Source organism: Shewanella sp. SG41-3 (genome assembly GCF_014164545.1).
Classification (GTDB): domain Bacteria; phylum Pseudomonadota; class Gammaproteobacteria; order Enterobacterales; family Shewanellaceae; genus Shewanella; species Shewanella vesiculosa.
This window is the reverse complement of sequence record NZ_JACJFJ010000005.1, coordinates 85,340-108,166: the sequence shown is the minus strand read 5'-3', so window position 1 is coordinate 108,166 and position 22,827 is coordinate 85,340. Positions and strand designations below refer to the sequence as shown.

Here is a 22,827-nt window from a genome sequence, read left to right as displayed (position 1 = left end):
TCGTTTTTGTTTTAATAAATCAAAAAGTGAGGTTCACGCCTAACGTGAAACGTTTAGGATTTGGGAAGGTTCCGTTTGGAGTTTCAGGATCCTGAGTTAACGTCCCTGATGGCGTAATGGTCAATAAGTTACTTCCCTGAAAATAAATTCGTGCAGAACTTATACCGTAGTGACTTAACCACTGTTCATCGGGGGTATACCCTATAGATAAATTGCGCAATTTAAGATAGGTACCCTCTTCCCAAAATAAGCTTGATTGACGACCTTCACCATTGTTATCAATTGCAGTTAACGCAGGAACATCGGTATCAGTATTGCTGCTTGACCAAGCATTAAGAACACGATCCCCATAGTTAGAACCTATGTTGAGTGATGTAAAGTCTGTGAATCCACGCCAACCATTTCGAATTTGACCGCCTTTAACACCTTGCCAGAACATAGTGAAATCCCAGCTTTTGTATTTAAAGTTCATATTCATGCCATAGATAAAATCAGGATCGGTATCGGCAAAAAATGTTTGGTCGTTTTCATTAATAACACCATTGCCATCAAGATCCTGCCAACGAACTCTTCCTAAGCCAGCACCTGATTGAACAGCGTGAGCATCGATTTCACCTTGATTTTGAAATAAACCGTCGGCAACGTAGCCATAAACTGAATTAATAGAATGGCCAACAATTGTCTTATCAGCGCCATTGCCGCCAAAGGAGTTAACAACATCTTTTGGAAGGGAAACAACTTTATTTTTAGCGGAAGAAACATTGAAGCTTATATCAACATCAATATCATCATCTAGGCTATCGAATGAAAGGTAATCTGCGTAGCCAATTATAAATTCGAAACCTGAGTTTTCTATTGTGCCACCATTAACCCACTGCTGAGCGCCTTCACCTAGCGTCGCAATAGGGTTGGTAAGAGTTAAGATATCTTCAGTGGTTTTTTCAAACCAATCAATGCTGCCGTAAATCGTGTCGTAATGCATACCAAAATCAATGCCGATATTTTTTTGCGTTGAAGTTTCCCACTTTAGATCATCATTACCTGTTTGAGCTTTGACAAAACCTGAAGGTAAGGTGCCGCCATTAGCGCCGCCGATATCATAAGCGGTGCCTTCATCTTGCTGATCAGTGAATAAAGACTGTGTTGCATAACGACTTAAATACGTTGTATATGTTGCATCTGTAGGAATTTCTTGGTTACCCGTTTTACCCCAACTAGCTCGTACTTTTAAGGTGCTTAAAAACTCGAAGTCATAAAATGATTCGTTGCTAATGACCCATCCCGCTGAAGCAGCTGGAAAATTACCGTAACTATTATTACTACCAAACCGAGATGAACCATCGCGACGAATAGTGAGCCCAGCGAGGTAGCGATCATCAAAGTTATAATCCATACGAGCAAAGTAAGAATCGAGTGTCCACTTATCGCCATCACCTTCAACACGTACGTCTCCAGTTGCTTGTGATAAATGAGCATAATCACGATCATCAGAGGCAAAACCTGAACCAAAACCAACAGAGCCTTCATACTCATAATCGATTTGTTCTGTACCGGCTAAAAAGGTAAAACTGTGATTATCACCAACATCTAATTTATACTCTGCAGTGTTTGTCCAACTAAAACTACTATTCCAGTTTTCAGTAACTGAAAGTTGATCTCCGTAGTTTAATGAGCCAGCTTGAAAAGCACGAGTATAGTTTCTGAAGTAGTATTGTCCGTAATCAAGTCCAACAGTACTTTTTAGCGTTAACCCATCAATTAATTCATATTCAAAAAAGATATTACCCATTAGTTTATTAAACCGACTGACATTATCGCGGTTCATTTCGATTATTCTAACTGGATTATCGCGGTCCGTGACACCAGGAACAGGGCCACCCCAGCCGCCTTCATCATTGTAAACGGGCACAATAGATTGTTGCTCTATTGCCAGCCCTAGAATTTCACTAGCTCTCGCATTGATGAGATTTGACTCTTGATTAGTAACAGTGAAGTTTTCGCCTATTTTTAATTTGTCGGTTAATTGGTAATCAGAATTAACTCGAAAACTAATTCGTTCAAATTCCGAACCATCAACAACACCTTCAGAATTGAAATAGCCTAAAGAAGTATAAATAGAGGCATTTTCTGAACCTCCTGATAAAGAAATGTTAAGGTCACTAACTTTAGCTGTACGGGTTACCTCATCAAACCAATTAGTGTCTGCAGGACGCTGCACTTGTTGAGGATCGGTATAAGTAGGTAAGATCACCGCGTTTAATTGGGGGTTACTGAAGTCACCATTCCAATCATAACGATATAGCGAACTGGCTGAATTTGGATTTGAACCATCATTAACAGCAGCTTGCCATACAGCTTGTCCACGTTGTTGGGTATTAAGCGGATTTAGATCATAGCTATAGTCATCTTGAGATTGGTTAGCAGAGAAATTAAAATCAAGTCCCTCATGACCTTTTTTCGTTGTAATGACTATCACGCCATTACCAGAACGTGCACCAAATATACTAGCAGCGGCTGCGTCTCGTAAAACCTGAATATCAGCAATATCATGGCTATTAAGTTCATGCATTCCTGACTTAGTAGGAATACCATCAATAACATATAGAGGGTCATTATTGCCTAATGGCCCTAAACCTTGGCCACGTATCCTTACCGTTGCAGTAGACTCCGGTGAACCATTAGTTGAAATTTGTAAGCCAGGTACTCTCCCCTGCAAGTTTTGCATTATATTACCCGAAGGCATATCAACTACATCGTCTAACTTAACAGAACTTACAGCACCTGTTAGGTCCTTTTTTTTAACACTGCCATATCCATAAGACACTTCGATAACTTCTATATCGTCATCCTCAGGAGGCTCTTGTACTTGTTCTTGTTGAGCTGCTAAAGAACTGTATGGCAAGAGCAAGCCTATTAATACAGCACTTACGCTCGCAGTAAGTGGCTTTTTACGAAACCTTTGCATTATGTGTGTCCCCAATTGATCAAATTAATTAATGTTGATATTACTCACTACAAATTAACAACGTTGTCTTTTTTTGTTTTTAGGCTAGTTATCAAAGTCTACATATTAGAATATTTATTCAAATTCGAAGTAGCTTTTGCTGATTTAAACAACGTTGTCTTTTTAACATCAAAGAAACTAAGTTTCAACATATATTGCAAACTTTATGTATAATTCTATTTATTTTATTACCAAGATAGTCAATCTGTGCGGTTCGATAAACTCATTAATCTGCTGATGAGATAACGTTGAAGTTGCTCCGTGACATTGAGCTCACATAGCCCCAACCGCACATGCAAAATCAATCCCTTGCTGTGGTGATTTATTAAGACAAAGTTGATAACCAAGCGCCAATAAGAAGTAATATAGAGCAAAAACAGTGTTATAGACGTTTGTGGAATAACCTAAATTATAGTAATGCTTACCCTTAACCGGCAATAAATCGCCATGGCGCCGTTTAGTAACACATAAATAGTCTGTGTCTGTTTGGCTATAAATGCTCAGTTTTGTTCGAGTGATTGATATTGACTACCCCTTGATTGGTACAGGATCTTATAGCGACTTTGTTTTCATGATCCTGGAGTATTTTTCAATAAACAAACTAATAACTATTGAATATTGTTAACAAGTCGGTATGACGCAGATGCAGTAATTGCCCTATATACGGCTAATAAACCACTTAACTTTGAAGTACCTGATTGGGTAAGATTTGAAAATGGACAAGCAATTATTTATTCCGACCAAAACGATAATAAACCAGATGTAAAATATTGAGCAAAAAGTGAAAATACATGGTTCTCTGGCCAATACCCTGCGCAAGAAGGTGAATTTTTATGCAGGTAGGACTGCTAGCCCGCCGACGTAAACTCTCATGTTTGGTTGGGCAGCTCATAAGAATACACGCTCTAATATAGGCAATGCTGATTTTGGTGGTGACTTAGCAATATATAAAGCCTCAATGACTACGTTTCACTTTATCAATACATTTATTACGTTAAATACTATGAGAGCCTAGCGACTTACCGTAACTGCGACACTTAAACACATCAATACCAGATAATATGCCAACAAACTTTTGTGAGTCTTTAGTGGCGCCGCGCTTAGACCCGTCAGCAACTAAATAATTAACCTCAGCTTTATTCATCAATGGCGGGTAGTTGTCTTCAAGAACGTAATCCCGCCCCTACTTTGGCATTGAGCTTACCAATCAGTACTCGGCGCTTTACTGCTTTATAAACATGCACCCAATTATAGTGAACAGTCCCAGCACCAAACTAACCATTAATTAACTCAGCGATTTTTACACCATAGCCTTTTTAAACAGCTCAATTTTCAAAAATCATGGTTTTATTGTGAGGCTCAAACTCAAACTATCTTTTGTCGTCATTCCACACCACCCAACTAGGCGGCTTAACAAATTCGCCTCAGGTAAAATGTCGATCAAGTTGAACTGAATATGCTTAAACTGGTGCCGAGTGAGTTTAAAGTGGATGTTCATCATTGGTTTATTATTTACAGACGTTACACTTGTTTCGCCAAAAAACCGGTTGCGATTCTTGTATTAACGAAATGTTGTGTGTATTGAAAGATAAAACCGACAGAAAAGCATTGAAACTAGTTGGCCGATTTTGTAAATATCAGCGTGACATCACCTTGTCCTAATTGTTGCGACAAGCCTGAAGTATCATCGATATGCCCAATACGCGTGTATGAGTATGAGGTATTAACCTTCTTGTAGAATACAACCATAGTGCGAGAGCCCCACAGCATCAGATCGCCATTGTTGATCGTCACAGGTTGATACGGATCAGTTGATAATGATTTTGGTAACTCGGCATGCTTTTCGTTACTGTTAAGATCGTCCATGTCGAGAGTCAGTGGTAGCATGGCAGCAAATTCACGTGCTGCGCTGGTGTTGGCTAAGGTTGCTTTGAAACGATGATCTCCTATGGTTATCCACATATGCGAACTCTCCAGTTTAATGGCTGTGTGTTTAGTTGCGATAGGACTTGCCGTTAACTCAGTTGCATAGCTGCTACCGAGTGTTAAAAAAAACAGTACTAATAGCCCAATTGGTTTGATGAATGCTAAGCGCTGATGAGGCGCTATTATGAATAAGGTGTTGACCTTATGTATGTTGACAGCAACAGGGTTATTCATAATAGCGGCCTCGTAAATTTTATTGTTTGAATAGACGGATATATTTTAGTGTACTCGTGTGCGATAGGCTTGAAACGCCAGAAAAGCGCCAATGAGTAATACTGCTGCGCTTGCAATAAAAGTGCTTTGGTAGCCATCTGCATCGAAAAGTATTCCTCCGACAGTAGAGCCTAGGGCAATAGATAATTGCGCTACTGCCACCATCAAACCGCCACCGGCTTCAGCATTATTTGGCATCGCTTGCGCAAGCCAAGTCCACCACGCAACAGGTGCCGCGGTTGCAACCAGTCCCCACAGTGCAAGTAGTATTGCGACAATGAGTACATTGTTGCCGAAGGGGATCAGTGCGACGGCAATCATCGCCATAAAAGCAGGAATGCCGACAAGCAAACCATATAAAGTGCGTTTTAAGATTGTACTAATGATTAACGTGCCGATAAGCCCTGAAAATCCAATGGTAAGCAACAGCAGAGATAATGTAGATACGCTGGTATGGGTGACAGTTTCAAGGAAGGGTCTCAGGTAAGTAAATAATGCAAACTGCCCCATAAAGAAAGCACCGCATCCAGCCATGCCATAGGCAACAGCACGATTGTTAAGTGCCTTAAGAATATTCTTGGAACCTGAAGAGCTCACCTCAGTTTTCATTGCAGGTAATGCCTGCCATTGCCATATCAAGGTAATGAGCGCGATAGGAATAAGCACTAAAAAGGTACCACGCCAGCCTATAAAAGAGCCTAAATAACTGCCCAATGGCGCAGCGATAACCGTTGCTAACGCATTACCTCCATTGAAAACAGCCAATGCTTTAGGGACTTTATTAGGCGGCACTAATCGAATAGCCATCGCAGCTGACATTGACCAGAATCCGCCAATGACTACGCCTAGGACTCCGCGACCAAGCATATAAGTTAGGTAGTTTGGAGCCAGCGCTACAATGGTTCCAGAGATCCCCATCAAAACAGTTAATATTAACATTAACTTTTTGCGGTCCATGGTGCCGATCAGCGTAGGAAGTAATAAGCTGGTTAGCACGGCAAAGGCGCCGGATATTGCAATACCTTGGCCAGCCATTCCTTCAGTGATCTGTAAGTCGCTGGCAATGGGAGTTAGCAGGCTAACTGGCATAAATTCGAAGGCGATAAGCGTGAATACGCATAAAGACATTGCAAAAACGCCACTCCAGTGAGCGGTAGTATTTGCCGTATCAGAGGGTGTTCCATCATAGGTATCAGATGTAGTGGATTTCATAGATTTTTTAGTTACGCCTCGGTTTTACAAAAGTGCTATGCGTGCTCAAATAGCCCACATGGTTTAGGAAATACTGCTTAGTTAACTAAATCGTAAGTGTGGGCATTAAACATGATGCGGATTGACTTCATTAGTTAATAGGGCAAAAGGTTTACCTTGTGCCCTTCTCATCTCACTTCAAATACCCCACTATTTATTAAGCGAGGTGTTGCTTGAAGAAGCTTGTGAGCTTCTCGAACGGAATGACATCCACTTGATCATATAAATCAACATGGCTTGCGCCTGGAATAACCATCAACTCTTTTGGTTCAGACGCATTCTCATAGGCTGTTTTAGCCATGTAGAGCGAGTGGGCTTTTTCACCATGGATAAACAACACCGGACGAGGAGAAATCTCAGAAATATAGGTCAATAAAGGCATGTTCATGAACGACAATGGCGTCGTCTGTGACCAAGCGTTACCTGAGTTGACCGCACGTGGATGGTAGCCTCGTGGTGTCATGTAATAATCATGATAGTCGAGCATAAATTGCGCTTCGCCGCCTTTTAACACGTTGTAAGACGGCTGATAGGCTGGTGTGCCTTTCTCTGCATCTTGCCAACGTTGCTGACTCAGTTGCTCTAGAGTTTGTGTGCGTTGTTCTAGGGTAACACTGTCGTTATAGCCTTTTGACATAACACGCGTCATATCATACATAGTGCTTGCTACAACGGCTTTAACACGTTTATCGACCGCGACGGCATTTAATGCCATACCGCCCCAACCACAAATGCCGATCATCCCGATGCGTTCACGATCCACATTGGCTTGCATACCAATACAATCTACCGCAGCGCTAAAGTCTTCCGTATTGATGTCTGGCGAGGCAATATTGCGAGGTTCGCCGCCACTTTCACCTGTGTATGAGGGGTCAAAAGCAAGGGTGACAAAGCCTTGTTTTGCCATTATTTGCGCATACAGACCCGATGATTGCTCTTTCACCGCACCAAAAGGGCCACCTACGACGATAGCAGGCAGCTTGCCAGTGCTGTTTTTCGGCTGATAAAGATCAGCGGCAAGGGTTATGCCATAGCGGTTTTTGAAAGTGACTTTTTTATGATCGACCTTGTCACTTTTAGCAAATTTTTTGTCCCACTCATCGGTTAGTGCAATTGATGATTGAGCAAAAGCTTGGCCAGTGGTTAGCGAGGCAACCCCTAGCGCAACAATACCTGCACCAGTCATCTTCATCATATTGCGACGTCCTTCATTAGGCATATCTTGTTCAGTAGTAATCTTGGTCGTTTCAGTATGTATATCCATGGTTATTCTCCGGACAAGTTAAAATTTTGGCTGAGACTGTTGAGCTCACGCTCACAAAACGGTAGTTAACATCACCTTTAAGTAATTGTTCATAGGCTGTATCTGATTTACCCAGCCTTGATTAATAGCGCTTAGATTGAGAGTCTTTCGAGGGTTTAGTTTTGCAGTTTTTGCGTATGTTTTGTTAGTAAGATCCTGCTAATTAATTGCTTGATACTCCAAAAAACTAGCATTTCACTTAATATAAGCACTGACTCAAGCGACTATTGAAAAATCAACATTCGCAAAGCTTTAATAACGGCTCAATAAGTGACCACTGGACAAAAGGTATAAACAGAGAGCTCGGTTGTACACCGACTGATCAAAGCAAGGTTACCGAACAAAAACGTTTTCGAGGTAGATTGCACTGGGCGAATCAAAAAATTATCTTGTATCGTCGATAAATGACAATTCGACTTTATCCTTAATACTGTTGAAGCTAGAGATCTCGTTGTTGTGCACTCATTGGCTCAATCAACAAAGCGACAACGGACAAAGCCTGACGTATCCACATGAATTTAAAAATTACCCTCAAACAATGTCGAGCAGAAACTCATCGAGTAAGTGGCGCATGAGTCACTATTTTGATAACAAGAGAATAGATCCCAAGGAACAAATGCAAAACACAGGTTAATTTGTAAAAGTGAGACTATTGGGCTTTTCATCCTCGAACAATTGAAATCCCAAACAGTTTAGTCATATTTTCAATGTTAAATGAACCGCCCCAATATTGGATTCAATCAGTCATAATGGAGGCATGATTAATCGTGAATTTTGACACCGAGACAAGCGCGAACAAATTCTGGGTCGAAGTGCTTGATAGCTTCACCAACGTAACCCAAATCTAGACTATTGATTTTGTCCATCTCATCAGCAGATAGCGTGAAATCCCAGACATTAAAATTCTCTTGAATTCTCTCTGGTTTAATCGATTTAGGGATTACAGTGACGCCACGTTGTACGTTCCAACGTAAAATGACTTGAGCAATAGTTTTACCGTGTTTTACTGCAATGCCTTGAAGCTTTTCATCTTCAAACGGTTTATGGCGACCGCCACCTAAGGGCGCCCATGCTTCTGGCTGCACATTGTAATACTTCATTGTTTCAATGGCCGCAGCTTGTGAAAAGTAAGGATGCATTTCTACCTGATTCACCACTGGGAGAACTTTGACCGTTTCACAAAAGTTGGTTAATACGTGAGCATAGAAATTAGATACACCAATAGATTTTAATTTACCTTGTTCGTACGCATCTTCCATTGCACGCCAAGCGCTAAAATAATCGCTCATAGCCTGATGAAGTAGATATAAATCGAAATATTCTAAGCCTGATTTTTTAAGTGATGCCTCAATGCCAACTTTCGCTGTATCGAAGCTGGCCATGTCTTGTACCCATAATTTTGAAGTAATAAATAACTCCTCACGAGTGCAGAGGCCGTGTTTAATTGCTTCACGTACAGCGTCACCTACGGCATCTTCATTGCCATAAACGGCTGCGGTATCAATAAGACGGTAGCCAACACGGATTGCATTGAGGATTGAATTTTTGCATTCTTCTTTATCGGTGACTTTAAAAACACCAAAGCCCAACATGGGCATTTTAGAGCCATTATTTAGTGTCGTATATTCCATAGTAGAACGCCTCCGTTGTGTTGGTTGTATTTTGATGAAAATGTATTTTATGCAGCCAATTATCTTGAACTAGTCTCTCTCAGAGTAGGTTAACAAATTACGGTATGTAATCGTTGCGATAGGGTTACTCGATATTGGCTAATAAAAATCGCCAATAATTAAACTTAAAATATTGGCGATTAATTGGCAGAGTTACAAAGATTGAGCCGTCGGTCTAAAAATAATTTCATTTACATCAACATACTCTGGTTGGCTAATTGCAAACGTAACCATATCTGCAAAGCTAGAAGCTGGGATCCCTACTTGGCCGACATAATCTTGGTTGGCACTTTGCACTTCTTTATCACTAATATGCTCAAGTAACTCAGTTTTGACGGCGCCAGGGCTAATTAAAGTCGTACGGATATTGTGTGGCGTGACTTCTTGTCTTAAACCATCGGTTAATGCGCGAACAGCAAATTTGGTTGCAGAATAGACCGATGATGCAGGGAAAATGAGATGAGCTGCGACCGATGCTGTGTTAATTATGTGTCCAGCTTTCTGTTCTATCATATGCGGCAGTGCAGCAGCGATACCGTATAGAACACCTTTTATATTAACATCAATCATCTGATCCCATTCATCCACTTTGACACTTTCAAACATCGAAAGAGGCATAACTCCAGCGTTGTTGATAAGAACATCAATGCGTCCGAATGTGTTAATTGCCGCATCAACTAAGTTTTTAACATCGTTTTTGTTGGTTACGTCAGTTGCCAGAGCGAGTGCTTCACCACCTTTTGCTTTAATCTCTGAAACCAATTGTTCTATGCGATCAGCGCGGCGAGCACCGAGAACGACTTTGGCTCCCATAGAAGCAAGGTGACGCGCTGCAGCTTCGCCCATACCGCTTGATGCTCCAGTAATTACGATGACTTTGTTCTCTACGTTATTGCTCATTTTAAATCCTTAACATTTGCAGTTTAAAAATTAGGGTTGTTGTTAATGTAAACTTGGTTCTCAACAGTAATAGCCAACGACCTCATGACCATAAGTAACCTGCTGTTGTGTATTAGCATTTCTAACGCGATAGCTGAATTTAACGATACCAGTACAATTTTATTAGCTAGCTGTCGCGTATTGCTCATTAACTACTTTTTTCTTTCCAGATAACATTTCCACCCTCTTTTTGAGGATGTAATAACAAGGTGTTTTATCGCAGCATCAGCTGTAGCCCCATGCCACTGTAATTCGTGACGTCATTTTCTGGGAATAACATATCGACGTTAACTTGGCCGCTAAAAAGGAGGTCTGGGCCTTGAAACGATTGATGGTCTTTTGAATGATTAGCTGTCTGTTCTGTATTAGTATCGGCTTCAGCATTGGCGGTCGATATCACTTCCAAACTATTGAGTAATTTAGCTTTTACAGTCGACGAAATATTTTTTTCATGAAATGGCCTCCTGATTAAACGATAGAATTAGGGTTAAATAAATCTTTGTCGAGTCTGTTATACCTTATTGAGTGTCAAGCACAGAGTTAAGTACTTGCAGTGCATTTGCGGCAATCTGAGGGCCGCAATATTTTTCAATAATGTGAATAAATTCGTTGAGCTGACTGACAGATACATGGTTATTCATACTAAAGGTGTAGTGAGCACTTAACTGGTTATTTACACCATTTAAATTAGCCAAAGCTGCTATTGTGGCAATTTCTCGCTGCTTCCAGCTTAAGGAATCTCGTTCGAAAATATCGCCGAACAGGTGAGCTTTCAGGTAAGTATCAATTTCAGGCGAGAATTCAAATAATGGCCCTTTAACTTCAGCACCAATTAGCTTGGTCTGGTTCTCAGTACCGAACTCGAGGCTGGTTCGGTCTGTAGGTAAAGGCTTAGGCTCAGAGCCGACAATGTCAGTCATGCCAGTTTTTTTCCGGTCATCCACAACACTCATAAACGCAGAAAGTCCATTTAAACTGCGGGGGAAGCCTGCATAGGCATACATCTGAACCAGGATTGCTTTAATTTCGTTGATCGTTAAGCCGGCATCCAAACCTTCATGTAAACTGACTTGTAACTTTTCTATATCACCGCTTGCAGTAAATGCCGCGATTGGAATAATGGCTTGCTCTGAAGGTTCAAGCGAGTCTGTTACTGACGCTATATTCATAAATAAAATCGCTGTTAAATTGATGGTAAGGAAAGAGACTTTTCTGAAAAATAATCAAATAAATCATCTAAGTTAGCTGCTCAATTTTGATGTGATTAACTTATCATTTATATTTGCTGAACTATTGCCTATAGTTTTTTTATCATTGCCTATTCCTGCATATAAAATAATATGGCAACTTTTGCCTCTATGAGTTAGCTTTGTTTTCAGTTTTGGCATTGAATAAGTGGTAATGTCGGTGGTTTGTGGTGGTCATTAATGTCATTGGCTGTTTTGGTCCTGGCAGAAGTACAATGCCTTAAGTGTGAACATCTATTTTTGCTAAGGTTTATAAAATCAGCGCTACTAGCCTAGCAATAGCTAAAGTTGCCTAATCATTTTATTTAAAAACGCCATCAGTCGGAGTCAATAGCACTTAATGGTAGTTAGTCTCTGTAAAATGAACAAAAATATAAACCGGTTGATGGATTTGATTTGTACTAATAGCCTAGTGCTTTAATCAGCGCGATTAGCTTATGCAAATTCCAAATGTTAAAACTAAACATTACGATATATATTGCCACTAGGATGATGATGAACGGTTCACAAAGTAGAGTTGCCAATACTGAAAAGCTGGCGAGACAAATTGATAAATGGATGGAAAAAGGCGTTAACCAGGTCGAGACTAAAATTCCAGGATTGAAATTAACCCGATGGCCATCTACTACCGCGCCAACGAGTTATATTCATCACCCGAGTGTTTGTTTAATTGCTCAAGGTAAGAAGCGTGTTCTATTAGGTGATGAAAGTTATATTTATGACGCCAATCATTTTCTTGTTTCATCTGTTGGCTTGCCGGTCATTGCTAATATTATGCAAGCAAGCGATGAGCATCCTTATCTCGGGCTGGTTATGGAGCTGGATCTACAAATTATTTCAGAGCTGATTGCTGAAAATAAGAATTTGTTTTCCTACGATAAAAAGACCATAAAAGGGATTGCCGTTGGACAACTTTCTGAGTCGCTATTAAACGCATTCACTCGACTAATAGATCTGTTGGATGAGAGCGATAATATAGGAGCTTTAGCACCCATAATTCAAAGAGAAATCTTTTTTCGTCTTTTGACGACAGAGCAAGGTATCCTGCTTAATCAAATCGTCACAACTCAGAGCCACAGCTACCAAATATCTAAAGCAATTGATTGGCTTAGAAATAACTTTTTTAAACCATTAAGCGTAAGTGATCTAGCCGATTACAGTGGAATGAGTCAATCTGCATTTTACAGTCATTTTCGTTCAGTAACGGCTATGACGCCTCTACAATTTCAGAAAAGTTTACGTTTGAATGAAGCTCGTCGTTTAATGTTAACCGAAAACTTAGATGCGACGACGACAACATACAAAGTTGGCTACGAAAGCCCCTCTCAATTCAGTCGAGAATACCGCCGTTTTTTTGGTGAGTCTCCATTAAAAGATACAAAAGCATTGCGCGAAACTGGACTGCCTCAAGAAGCAAAGGCTTAAAGAAAAAGAACCAAAAAGGCTAGGTTTAACTTAACTTAACAATGTGTGCTTCTTGCACTCACCTACTCTTTTGCAATGATAAAATTGGTTTTATCAATAGCGATATTCCCATATTTGGCTAGCCCACGATTGCTATTGACACATATTTTTAGCTTAACAAATCATACCAAACTCCCCCTCGGAAATAGAGAAACATCAACGTGCTCATAATTACGCCAGTCGCCGCGCAAACTCAGCTTGTGACATCTTTAACGTTGGGCGAATAACATCGGGTGATGACGGCGTAAAAAGCTCTGTTGTCCACAGCATATGCTGAGCTTTTTTAAGTCATAGAAGACAGTGCGCTGACTTTCACTCCCTCGAGGATAGTAAAGAGATGTTAGTATGGAAAATATGAGGCTACATGGATTTTCATTTTGTCAAAAATGTCGTTTTATTTTACCTCTCCTCGACACTCGAAAAGCTCAATACATGGGCTGTATCTGCATTAAAGAACGATGATAAATAATAGTGGGAATAATATTAATGGACCTCTCTGTATTAGACAAATTCTGGCAGCTAATTAACGAAAAATTACAAGGCTGGCTAGAAGCTGGCATTAAACACTTGCCAAATTTTATAGTCGCCTTTCTCTTAGCCATGTTTTTTGGCTTACTGGCTAAATATGTTGGTAGAGTCGTTCGAAAAGTGCTTCATAAAGCCTTAGAGTCTGAACAAATTGCCGATCTACTTTCATCAATTATCAAGATGCTGGTGTTGTTGACAGGGCTATTTATTGCTCTAGAGTTTTTGGGGTTAACCGGCACCGTAACGTCACTCTTAGCAGGCGCAGGTATTATTGGCCTAGCGCTTGGTTTTGCTTTTCAAGACATGGCAGAGAATCTTATTGCTGGTATTGCTATGGGTATTCGTAAGCCATTTCAAATTGGCGATGTGGTTGAGGCAGGAGATGTATTCGGCACAGTAAAAACCATTAATTTGCGTAACACATTAGTCGAAACGTTTTTTGGCCAAATAGAAGTGATTCCAAATAAAATCTTATTTCGAAACGTACTCACTAATTATACGGTTACAGGGGTCAGGCGAATCGAAGTACCCGTTGGTATTTCTTACACTGACGACCCAGAAAAGGCCGCTGAAGCTATAGAAGAAGCGATAAACGCCTGTGATTTTGTTATCAAAAAAGAACAAACTGCCGTGTTTGCTAAGGGGTTTGCAGACAGCAGTATAAACTTAGTGGTCTGGTTCTGGATCGATTACCCAGGCACCACTGGCTTTATGAAAGCTCGACATACTGCGGTGGTAGAAATTAAAAAAGCACTAGAAAAAGCTGATATCTTAATTCCCTTTCCGATCAGAACATTGGATTTTGGCGCCAAGGGCGGTGAAAAGCTCAATACTATGTTGTCGAAAACAAAGTCAGAAGAAACGTCAGAAGAAAAGGCAGAAGAAAAATCAGCAGACTCACAGAAGTCATCATCGTCTGAAAATGAAAAGTAATCTCAGGGATTAGAGACACTTTCATTAACTAAACGTCAGCTTTGTCGCATCGGTCTAATTTAATTAGACTGCCAAAAATGTTGAAGGTCGGCTGATCGCTCCTGGCGTTCTGGAAAAAGAGCCGACCATCGGCTTTTGCTACGAGTACACTTATGGTTCCAGGCGGCTTGAAGGCCGGTAACACTCAGATAGCCGACGTTCAAGTTTTCTTTGGTATGTATATATAAGCGCATAATCAGCGCTCGAATAGGCTTATATTGACTCATTGAATGCGCACATTTGCCATTAATGATCCGACACATAGCATAACTGATCCGACAAATAACATAATTATTGGACTGAATACTTTCGAGAGTCCAGTGGTTCACTTAATCTTTTCCTGCCACACAGGAAAAACATATCAAGCGGTCAAAGATAAACTATTTTGCTGGCATTACAGCAATTGGGTCAATGCCAACGTCACCGCTCATTTCAGCGCCAAGCAATTTACTGCCGCCTATGCGAGTCCCCTCACAACAAGATATCGCCAGGGGAATTGCACCATCAAATTTGTTCTCTGGCCGCCGCATTCTTACAGAAAAGGGGAAAAGCCAACATACCGGCCTAGCGCTCTTTAGTCGATTGACCAGATAAAATTGATACCTAGCACTAGCAAATCCTAACTGCCTAATCGATTGACTTGCTCCAATATAGGGTTCAATGACCCTCAAACCAACACACCAGACCATGCTGAATAGATCAAGTATGTGCTTTTTTCTTTGGGCCATTTTCCACTACCAGCAGGAACTCGGCGCTGTTTACAACACGGTAGTGTTGGCAAGCGAACAGACAGATCCCGCCAACGGACTGATAATACACCAAAGCTAGCGCCAACGGCGTTTGCCCATCAGACTCGGAAGGAGCAACCATGACGACAATCACCACCATTAATCCCACGACTGAAAAAGCAATCCATTCCTACGACATAATGACCGAAAAGCAGGCGACGGCTCGGCTTGAGTCCTGCCATGGGGCATTTCTGCAATGGCGTAAACTACCCCATCTGGAACGGGCCACCTATCTTAATAACATCGGTCAAAAACTACGTAACAATGCCGATGAATTGGCCGCCTTGATGACCAACGAAACCGGCAAACTCCTGAAAGATGGTCTTGTTGAGGTTCAACTCTGTGCTGCGATCTTAGATTACACCGCTGAAAATGGACCAGAAGCGCTGGCTGATGAAGAGCGTCTGCAAGGACTCAACGGCAAACGCGGCGTCATCAGTTATCAGCCAATCGGCGTCATCTATTCAATCCAGCCTTGGAACTTTCCCCTTTACCAGCCGATCCGTGTACTGGCAGCCAATCTGATGGCAGGTAATGGCTGTGTTCTGAAGCACGCCAGCATCTGCACTGGCTCCGGACTTCGTTTGCGTGAATTGTGTATTGAGGCCGGCTTGCCCGATGACCTGTTCCAGGTTTTGGTGATCGATCACGACACCAGCGACAAGCTGATAGCCCATCCAATGGTCCGTGGTGTCACGATGACCGGTAGCGATGGCGCTGGGCGACACATCGGGGCTGTGGCCGCCAAAGAGTTAAAGAAGACAGTGCTAGAACTGGGGTCGAATGACGCTTATCTGGTGCTTGAGGATGCCGATATTGAAACCGCCGTAAAATTTTCGGTTATGGGCCGACTTTACAACAACGGAGAGACCTGCGTTTCTGCCAAGCGGTTCATCGTGACCGATAAGATCTATGACGCCTTTGTCGAGGCTTTCGTCGCTCAAATGCAAAAAATCAACATGGGTGACCCCATGGATAAGAATACCCAGCTTGGGCCGCTTTCCAGCCAGGAGCAGTTTGACACCGTTAAGAAGCAAGTGGACGCCAGCGTCGCCAAGGGTGCAAAAATCCTCTGCGGTGGCGAAGTGCCAAAACGCACGGGTGCCTATTATCCCGCCACTGTGCTGGCAAATCTTACGCCCGGAATGCCCGCTTATGACGATGAAATCTTCGGGCCGGTCGCGTCGATCATCCGCGCTATTGATGATGAGGACGCCATGCGACTGGCTAATGAAAGCCGCTATGGACTTGGCGGAGGGATCTTTTCAAAGGATGAGGAACGAGCCCTCAAACTGGCACGCGATGACTTTGACACAGGCATGATCCGCATTAATTCGTTTGGGGCTGCTGATCCGAATATGCCTTTTGGCGGGGTAAAGAATTCCGGATACGGACGTGAACACGGTGGTTTTGGCATCAAGGAGTTCGTCAACGTAAAGTCGATTTTCCTGCCCTGACCTGGCTTTACACCCACAATTTTGCCCATTTCATTCAACATTAAGGATTTCTCTATGAGCATGAACATTCTTGTCGCCGGTGCCACCGGCAAAACGGGCCAGCTTCTGGCCCAGTACCTGATAGATCAGGGCCATAAGCCGATAGCGCTGGTTCGCGAAAGTTCGGATACCAGTTCTTTGCCCCAAGGCGTAGACCTACGCCATGGTGACCTGACCGACTTGGAAACCGGCCTGTGCGACTGCATGGACGTGGTGATCTTTGCCGCAGGTTCAGGAGGAAGCACCGGCCCTGAAATGACCAAAAAAGTGGATCGGGACGGCGCGAAGCGACTGATTGATCAAGCGAAAGAATCAGGCGTAAAGCGTTTCGTGATGCTCAGCTCGATCGGCGCAGATCAATCCAACCCTACCGGCGACATGGCCCCTTACCTGAATGCCAAACACGAAGCGGACGAATACCTCAAGGCTTCCGGAGTAACTTACTCGATCCTGCGCCCTGTAGCACTGACCAACAAGGGCCGCAGCACGGATGTGATCCTGGGTGACAATGTCGACAAATCGGCCAAGGCGTCTCGAGCAGATGTGGCCCATGTACTGATGGAAGCCGCCACTACAGGCCGTTACGACGGTATGACGCAGAATATGCAGTCAGCCTAACCCTAATGTCGCTGGCGTAACATTAAGCTTGGAACAGTTAACGTATAAAATTCAATCATTCATTTCAACAGGAGAAAATCCATGTCAGAGATCAATAGCAAAGTCGTTATCATTACCGGTGCCAGCAGTGGTCTGGGTAAAGCCACAGCACTACGCCTGGCAAAGGGTGGCGCTAAACTGGTGCTTGCTGCCCGCCGCGAGGAACGCCTTGTGGAGCTGCGTGACACGATCAAGGATCAGGGGGGTGAAGCTATTTATCAGGTTACCGACGTCACTGACCGCGCTCAAGTCGAGTCGCTGGCCAAGGCGGCGAAGGAAGCTTACGGCCGCATCGACGTGCTGGTCAACAACGCTGGTTTGATGCCGCTATCGCCCCTCGATGAACTCAAGGTCGACGAATGGGAGAAAATGATTGATGTCAATATCAAAGGCGTGCTCTACGGCATTGCCGCGGTGCTGCCGACCATGCGCGAGCAGCATGTTGGCCACATTATTAATCTCTCGTCGGTAGCCGGGCATAAGGTATTTCCCGCGTCCGCCGTTTATTCCGCTACCAAGTTTGCCGTCAAGGCGCTATCAGAAGGCATTCGTCAAGAAGGCAATGGGGAAATCCGCTCCACCAATATTTCGCCTGGTGCCGTAGCGACCGAGCTGACCAGTAAAATCAGCGACCCCGATACTGCCAAAGGTGTTGATGAAATGTACGAGATGGCCATTGACCCTGATGCAATTGCACGAGCAATTGCTTATGCCATCGAGCAGCCGGCAGATGTTGATGTCAACGAGATTATCATTCGTCCCACTAGGCAGCCACTGTAAGCGCAAAGCCACTCTATTAGACAGGAGCAAGATGCAAACTGGCATGATAAAAATCACAGCAGCTTAGGTCTGCTGTTGAACCAGTTACATTGTAAGCCAGCACAAGAGAGCGATTTTTAGCATGCGGACTCAAACGGATTGTCGGGCCAGAGGAAAAAAGCTAGATCAGAAGTATCCCTTGCCTGAGTGCTTATGTTGTCATTTCTCTGCAAATCCTTTTTGCTCTTCGGTCTCTGTGTCGCTATTTTAGATAGCAGATAAAACATAAGAGCCTAGCAACTAGAGAATAAGCCGTCGGAGTGAAGTAAATAACAATTTACTTCACTCTGTTTATCATTCCTGGTGAATTATCCTGAGGAGAAGCAAACAATGAGTATTAATTATGACTGACAAAATATTAAAAATTTCAGATGAGTTTTGGAATATTCGTGGTGAGTTTAATATTTTCGGTTTACTAAATATTGGAACACACGCTTCTTTAGTAAAGCGCGGTAACGGCAAGTTTGTTTTGCTCGACGCTTATGAAATGCAAGACGACATTAAACAGCAAGTCGATTCACTGACCAACAATGGAGTCAACATTGAAGCGATTATTAACTTGCATCCATTCCATACAGTGCATATTGAAAAAATACATGGCGATTATCCACACGCAAAACTCTATGGCACGCAGCGCCATATCGATAAATTACCCAACCTAACATGGCAAACAGAGTTAACCAATTCAAACGAGTTTGCTGCTTTGTTTTCAGAGGATTTTGAATTTTCAGTGCCCCGCGGGGTCGATTTTATTTCCAAAAACGAGCACCTACATTTTTCATCGGTGCTTGCTTACCACAAAGAGTCAAAAACCATTCACGTTGACGACACGTTAATGTACTTTCAATTACCCGGTTTACTCCGTTTTTTAAAAAGTCCAGAATTGGCTTTTCATATGACACTGTCGAAAACATTGGAACGACGCAAAGGCGCTGCTGATGATTTTCGGCATTGGGTCGCGGATCTAGCGGAGCAATGGAGCGGTGCTGAAGTGTTATGTGCGGCTCATTCGTCAACATTGTTTATTAAAAACCAATCGCCATCAATTGCGGCGATGATCATGACAGCATTGGAACGGGTAGAATTAACCTTAAAACATCATGAAAACAAGTTTGGTTAGCACCTTTCTCGTCGTTATATTGCAGTTAAAACTGAATTAGGCGTCCAGAAATTAGCGTGATCAGAGCCGATGAAATGTCACGTTGGATCTGCAACCATCGAACACTTCAGGACCAGTGAACTGTGCTTAGCGACAAAACCTCTCGGTGGCGTTTGTATTTTTGAAGCCTTGTGGGAATTGTCTGCAAAACAAGATTTGTAAAAAATAAACTCTCAAAGCACCAAAAGCACTTTGAGAGTTTATAAAAAAACGTACAGCATATTAACTTCTCAATTAACATGCTGTACGTTCATTTGGCATTGGGTCAAATGGAGCTATCTATTTTTTGCGGGTGCTTAAAACATCGACACAAAAAATGCGCTGAAACAAATTGCGATTACAACTGTTGTGCCTAAAGCCATTTTTAATTCTGTAGTCATTGTCTTGCCTCCAAATGTGTATACTGCAAGAATAACGCTTTTTATGAGTTAACCCAAAAAATATCCTCACAAATGTGAGCTAAAGCAAAATTTTATGGGTATTAACCGCCAGACTTTTCATTAGCATCTGAGCTTGATACAGTCAGATAAATTTTTAATAAGAGAGTATATCATGTCACAACTACTTCATACGATGATCCGCGTAGGCAATTTAGATCGCAGCATCACTTTTTATACTGATGTAATGGGGATGAAATTACTGCGTAAATCAGAAAACCCAGAATACAAGTACACGCTTGCCTTTGTCGGTTTTGGCGAAGAAACCACAGGCCAAGCTGTGATTGAATTAACCTATAACTGGGGTGTCGACAGTTACGATTTAGGTAATGCTTTTGGTCACTTAGCCATTGGCGAAGAAGATATCTATGCCCGCTGCGATGCAATAACTGCAGCAGGAGGTAAAGTCACCCGAGCACCAGGGCCGGTTGCAGGCGGAAGCACTGAAATCGCTTTTGTTGAAGATCCTGATGGATATAAAATTGAATTAATTCAGAAAAAGTCAGCAACTGCAGCTTTAGGTTAATACGGTACGTCTTAGTATTGGTGATAAGTAAAAATAACAAAAGCCAGCGAATTGCTGGCTTTTTTGTTAGCTGCAATAAGCATGCAGCGGATAATATGCTGATAAACAATTGATTAAAAAATTTGGGGCTAATCTTATACCCAAAACACAAAGCAAAATTAATGATTCAACGTTAACCCGTTGAGACTGACTATTCTGGCTTTAGCAAACTAAAGTGATCGTAGGCACGCTGGGAGGCTATTCGTCCTCTAGGAGTGCGCTGAATAAAGCCTTGTTGAATTAAAAAAGGCTCCAATACATCTTCAATCGTTTCTCTATCTTCACCTATCGCGGCAGCAAGGTTATCTAATCCTACTGGACCACCCATAAATTTATCAATAATTGCTAGCAAGAGTTTACGGTCTAAGTAATCGAAACCTTGCTCATCAACATCAAGCAAATCAAGTGCATATTCGGCCACTTTTTGGGTGACTTTGCCATCATGTTTAACTTCCGCATAGTCGCGAACACGGCGTAATAAACGGTTAGCAATTCGCGGGGTGCCTCGTGAACGTTTGGCAATTTCAATCGCACCTTGCTGATCAATCTCAAGCTCCATCACATTCGCTGAGCGTGTCACGATAGTGGTAAGATCTTTAACATTATAAAACTCTAAACGCAGTGGAATACCAAAACGCGCCCGCAGTGGTGATGTTAGTGCTCCAGCTCGAGTGGTCGCCCCAATAAGCGTGAATGGCGGTAAATCTAATTTAATCGAACGTGCTGCGGGGCCTTCACCAATCATAATATCCAGTTGGTAGTCTTCCATCGCCGGATAAAGAATTTCTTCAACCACAGGGCTTAACCGATGTATTTCATCGATAAACAGTACATCACCCTCTTCAAGATTCGTTAACAAGGCCGCTAAATCGCCGGCTTTTTCGAGCACGGGGCCAGAAGTGGATTTGATGTTCACCCCCATCTCATTGGCGACAATCATTGCTAAGGTTGTTTTACCTAAACCTGGAGGGCCAAAAATCAGCATGTGATCAAGGGCCTCGCGGCGATTTATCGCAGCTTGTATAAAAACCTTAAGCTGGGCACGAGTGTCATCTTGACCAGTATACTCATCCAACATTTTAGGGCGCATAGCACGATCAATCAGTTCATCTTGACCTTGTACTTGCGGCTGGATCAGGCGATCAGCTTCAATCATTTTTACGTACCCTGTTTATGCATATCATACTTATAACATTGATTTTAAAGCAGCTTTAATTAACGTTTCAGAACTCATACCTTGCTTAAAAGCCGCAGAAACCGACTTACTGGCCTGAGCGGGCTTGTAGCCTAAAGATAATAAGGCAGAAATAGCATCTTCTTCAGCGCTTTCAGCTGCTGGCGCGGGGGTGTAATTACTCTGTAGCATAAACTCGCGCTCAGAACCGGCAGAAGCTTCAAGCAAACTTTTAAGCTTATCGCGCATTTCAATCACTAAACGTTCAGCCGTTTTCTTACCCACTCCAGGTAATTTCACTAAGGTGGCAATATCATCGCGTTCAACACATGATACAAACTCAGATGCAGTCATACCTGATAAAATCGTTAACGCCAACTTAGGGCCGACACCATTAGTTTTAATCAGTAAACGAAATAACGCCCGTTCTTGTTTGGTGATAAAACCATAAAGCAACTGAGCGTCTTCGCGCACCACAAAATGGGTAAATAACATGGTAGCTTGATTTAACGCAGGTAATTCATAAAAACTGGTCATCGGCACTTGTAATTCATAGCCTACACCATTAACGTCTAGCACCACTTCAGGCGCTTGCTTTTCAACTAAAATACCGCTTAATCGACCTATCATTTGTATCTTCCATATGTTCTGCTGCTGGCTTTACCGCCCATAGCGATAAGACTTTGATAAGTATGAAAATGACATATTGCTACTCCTAATGCATCGGCCGCATCAGCTTGTGGTGAAGCTGGTAGCTTAAGTAATTGTTTCACCATATGTTGTACTTGCGTTTTTTGAGCTCTGCCAGTGCCAACTACGGCACTTTTTATTTGTGTTGCACTGTATTCTGCAACCGGTAAACCAGCACAGGTTGCAGCAACAATCGCCGCACCTCTCGCTTGGCCCAGTTTAAGGGCAGAATCCGCATTCTTGGCCATAAACACCCGCTCGATAGCAAACTCGTCGGGCTGATATTGGGTAATGATTTCACATAAGCCAGCATAAATTTGCTGTAAGCGTTGCGGTAACTCATCGGCGGATGTTCGAATACAGCCACTACCAAGATAAATCTGTTGACGGCCTTGGCATTGGATCACCCCATAACCGGTAATACGTGAACCCGGGTCAACACCTAAAATAATGGCCATTGATGCC

The 22,827-nt window shown here is 42.5% G+C and carries 19 protein-coding genes and 1 pseudogene; 8 read left to right on the top strand and 12 right to left on the bottom strand.

All coding sequences use genetic code 11. The features are described from left to right. Positions 1–19: 19 nt before the first annotated feature. Both H5164_RS11375 and H5164_RS19950 read right to left on the bottom strand, forming a co-directional pair. Complete coding sequence (locus H5164_RS11375; RefSeq protein ID WP_182756198.1) at positions 20–2,965, bottom strand: SusC/RagA family TonB-linked outer membrane protein; 2,946 nt, start codon at positions 2,963–2,965, stop codon at positions 20–22. 1,033 nt (positions 2,966–3,998) lie between these two features. Continuing rightward, entirely contained in the window at positions 3,999–4,148 is a 150-nt protein-coding gene (locus H5164_RS19950; protein WP_182698577.1) for a hypothetical protein, read from the bottom strand. A gap of 288 nt (positions 4,149–4,436) precedes the next feature. Between H5164_RS19950 and H5164_RS20065 the strand changes: the two are divergent. Beyond that, positions 4,437–4,666, top strand: a pseudogene (locus H5164_RS20065) (hypothetical protein); the annotation flags it as partial. Here H5164_RS20065 and H5164_RS19945 read toward each other — a convergent pair. The 7 genes from H5164_RS19945 to H5164_RS11340 all read right to left on the bottom strand — a co-directional run bounded on the left by H5164_RS19945 (position 4,619) and on the right by H5164_RS11340 (position 11,535). Next, positions 4,619–5,164 (bottom strand): cyclophilin-like fold protein, encoded by a 546-nt coding sequence (locus H5164_RS19945; RefSeq protein WP_220487664.1) that lies wholly within the window; start codon positions 5,162–5,164, stop codon positions 4,619–4,621. The pseudogene H5164_RS20065 and the gene H5164_RS19945 sit on opposite strands and share 48 nt — an antisense overlap. A gap of 45 nt (positions 5,165–5,209) precedes the next feature. Further along, positions 5,210–6,415, bottom strand: a complete 1,206-nt coding sequence (locus H5164_RS11365; protein ID WP_182756188.1) for an MFS transporter — start codon at positions 6,413–6,415, stop codon at positions 5,210–5,212. 196 nt (positions 6,416–6,611) lie between these two features. Then, positions 6,612–7,718: an alpha/beta hydrolase gene (locus H5164_RS11360; protein ID WP_182756186.1), complete on the bottom strand. Its 1,107-nt coding sequence runs from the start codon at positions 7,716–7,718 to the stop codon at positions 6,612–6,614. An 800-nt stretch (positions 7,719–8,518) separates the two neighbouring features. Further along, positions 8,519–9,388, bottom strand: coding sequence for an aldo/keto reductase (locus H5164_RS11355; protein WP_182756184.1), 870 nt, complete (start codon positions 9,386–9,388; stop codon positions 8,519–8,521). Between the two features lie 192 nt (positions 9,389–9,580). Then, the gene (locus tag H5164_RS11350; RefSeq protein WP_124018195.1) at positions 9,581–10,327 is read right to left on the bottom strand and encodes an SDR family oxidoreductase; all 747 of its coding nucleotides are present in this window, start codon (positions 10,325–10,327) and stop codon (positions 9,581–9,583) included. Positions 10,328–10,580: 253 nt separating this feature from the next. Next, positions 10,581–10,766: a hypothetical protein gene (locus tag H5164_RS19940; RefSeq protein ID WP_207891334.1), complete on the bottom strand. Its 186-nt coding sequence runs from the start codon at positions 10,764–10,766 to the stop codon at positions 10,581–10,583. Positions 10,767–10,884: 118 nt separating this feature from the next. Then, positions 10,885–11,535, bottom strand: a complete 651-nt coding sequence (locus H5164_RS11340; RefSeq protein ID WP_124018194.1) for a carboxymuconolactone decarboxylase family protein — start codon at positions 11,533–11,535, stop codon at positions 10,885–10,887. A gap of 573 nt (positions 11,536–12,108) precedes the next feature. On the opposite strand from H5164_RS11340, the gene H5164_RS11335 reads away from it, so the two are divergent. The 7 genes from H5164_RS11335 (at position 12,109) to gloA (ending at position 20,459) form a co-directional block, all read left to right on the top strand. Continuing rightward, positions 12,109–13,038, top strand: a complete 930-nt coding sequence (locus tag H5164_RS11335) for an AraC family transcriptional regulator (protein WP_182756182.1) — start codon at positions 12,109–12,111, stop codon at positions 13,036–13,038. Positions 13,039–13,563: 525 nt separating this feature from the next. Continuing rightward, complete coding sequence (locus H5164_RS11330) at positions 13,564–14,538, top strand: mechanosensitive ion channel family protein (RefSeq protein WP_182756180.1); 975 nt, start codon at positions 13,564–13,566, stop codon at positions 14,536–14,538. A 907-nt stretch (positions 14,539–15,445) separates the two neighbouring features. Further along, the gene (locus tag H5164_RS11325; protein ID WP_182756178.1) at positions 15,446–16,822 is read left to right on the top strand and encodes an NAD-dependent succinate-semialdehyde dehydrogenase; all 1,377 of its coding nucleotides are present in this window, start codon (positions 15,446–15,448) and stop codon (positions 16,820–16,822) included. A 54-nt stretch (positions 16,823–16,876) separates the two neighbouring features. Further along, entirely contained in the window at positions 16,877–17,479 is a 603-nt protein-coding gene (locus H5164_RS11320; protein WP_207891333.1) for an SDR family oxidoreductase, read from the top strand. 81 nt (positions 17,480–17,560) lie between these two features. Further along, positions 17,561–18,298, top strand: a complete 738-nt coding sequence (locus H5164_RS11315; protein WP_124018190.1) for an SDR family oxidoreductase — start codon at positions 17,561–17,563, stop codon at positions 18,296–18,298. Between the two features lie 382 nt (positions 18,299–18,680). Then, positions 18,681–19,457 (top strand): hypothetical protein, encoded by a 777-nt coding sequence (locus tag H5164_RS11310; RefSeq protein ID WP_182756176.1) that lies wholly within the window; start codon positions 18,681–18,683, stop codon positions 19,455–19,457. Between the two features lie 591 nt (positions 19,458–20,048). After that, positions 20,049–20,459 (top strand): lactoylglutathione lyase, encoded by a 411-nt coding sequence (gloA, locus tag H5164_RS11305; RefSeq protein ID WP_124018189.1) that lies wholly within the window; start codon positions 20,049–20,051, stop codon positions 20,457–20,459. A gap of 190 nt (positions 20,460–20,649) precedes the next feature. On the opposite strand, the gene ruvB is transcribed toward gloA, so the two are convergent. The 3 genes from ruvB to ruvC are packed head-to-tail and all read right to left on the bottom strand — an operon-like array spanning position 20,650 to position 22,820. Beyond that, positions 20,650–21,654, bottom strand: a complete 1,005-nt coding sequence (gene ruvB, locus H5164_RS11300) for a Holliday junction branch migration DNA helicase RuvB (RefSeq protein WP_124018188.1) — start codon at positions 21,652–21,654, stop codon at positions 20,650–20,652. 30 nt (positions 21,655–21,684) lie between these two features. Further along, entirely contained in the window at positions 21,685–22,302 is a 618-nt protein-coding gene (gene ruvA, locus H5164_RS11295; protein ID WP_124018187.1) for a Holliday junction branch migration protein RuvA, read from the bottom strand. Beyond that, positions 22,299–22,820: a crossover junction endodeoxyribonuclease RuvC gene (gene ruvC, locus H5164_RS11290; protein ID WP_124018186.1), complete on the bottom strand. Its 522-nt coding sequence runs from the start codon at positions 22,818–22,820 to the stop codon at positions 22,299–22,301. Before ruvC ends, ruvA begins: the two co-directional genes overlap by 4 nt. Positions 22,821–22,827: the final 7 nt, after the last annotated feature.

What these genes read in the sequence shown, in the direction of transcription:
- H5164_RS11315 (WP_124018190.1), top strand. Translation starts at nt 17,561, where the DNA reads ATGTCAGAGATCAATAGCAAAGTCGTTATCATTACCGGTGCCAGCAGT.
- H5164_RS11325 (WP_182756178.1), top strand. Translation starts at nt 15,446, where the DNA reads ATGACGACAATCACCACCATTAATCCCACGACTGAAAAAGCAATCCAT.
- ruvC (WP_124018186.1), bottom strand. Translation starts at nt 22,820, where the DNA reads ATGGCCATTATTTTAGGTGTTGACCCGGGTTCACGTATTACCGGTTAT.
- H5164_RS11350 (WP_124018195.1), bottom strand. Translation starts at nt 10,327, where the DNA reads ATGAGCAATAACGTAGAGAACAAAGTCATCGTAATTACTGGAGCATCA.
- H5164_RS11365 (WP_182756188.1), bottom strand. Translation starts at nt 6,415, where the DNA reads ATGAAATCCACTACATCTGATACCTATGATGGAACACCCTCTGATACG.
- H5164_RS11360 (WP_182756186.1), bottom strand. Translation starts at nt 7,718, where the DNA reads ATGGATATACATACTGAAACGACCAAGATTACTACTGAACAAGATATG.
- H5164_RS19950 (WP_182698577.1), bottom strand. Translation starts at nt 4,148, where the DNA reads ATGAATAAAGCTGAGGTTAATTATTTAGTTGCTGACGGGTCTAAGCGC.
- H5164_RS11340 (WP_124018194.1), bottom strand. Translation starts at nt 11,535, where the DNA reads ATGAATATAGCGTCAGTAACAGACTCGCTTGAACCTTCAGAGCAAGCC.
- H5164_RS11320 (WP_207891333.1), top strand. Translation starts at nt 16,877, where the DNA reads ATGAGCATGAACATTCTTGTCGCCGGTGCCACCGGCAAAACGGGCCAG.
- ruvB (WP_124018188.1), bottom strand. Translation starts at nt 21,654, where the DNA reads ATGATTGAAGCTGATCGCCTGATCCAGCCGCAAGTACAAGGTCAAGAT.
- H5164_RS11355 (WP_182756184.1), bottom strand. Translation starts at nt 9,388, where the DNA reads ATGGAATATACGACACTAAATAATGGCTCTAAAATGCCCATGTTGGGC.
- H5164_RS11330 (WP_182756180.1), top strand. Translation starts at nt 13,564, where the DNA reads ATGGACCTCTCTGTATTAGACAAATTCTGGCAGCTAATTAACGAAAAA.
- H5164_RS11335 (WP_182756182.1), top strand. Translation starts at nt 12,109, where the DNA reads ATGAACGGTTCACAAAGTAGAGTTGCCAATACTGAAAAGCTGGCGAGA.
- gloA (WP_124018189.1), top strand. Translation starts at nt 20,049, where the DNA reads ATGTCACAACTACTTCATACGATGATCCGCGTAGGCAATTTAGATCGC.
- H5164_RS19945 (WP_220487664.1), bottom strand. Translation starts at nt 5,164, where the DNA reads ATGAATAACCCTGTTGCTGTCAACATACATAAGGTCAACACCTTATTC.
- ruvA (WP_124018187.1), bottom strand. Translation starts at nt 22,302, where the DNA reads ATGATAGGTCGATTAAGCGGTATTTTAGTTGAAAAGCAAGCGCCTGAA.
- H5164_RS11375 (WP_182756198.1), bottom strand. Translation starts at nt 2,965, where the DNA reads ATGCAAAGGTTTCGTAAAAAGCCACTTACTGCGAGCGTAAGTGCTGTA.
- H5164_RS11310 (WP_182756176.1), top strand. Translation starts at nt 18,681, where the DNA reads ATGACTGACAAAATATTAAAAATTTCAGATGAGTTTTGGAATATTCGT.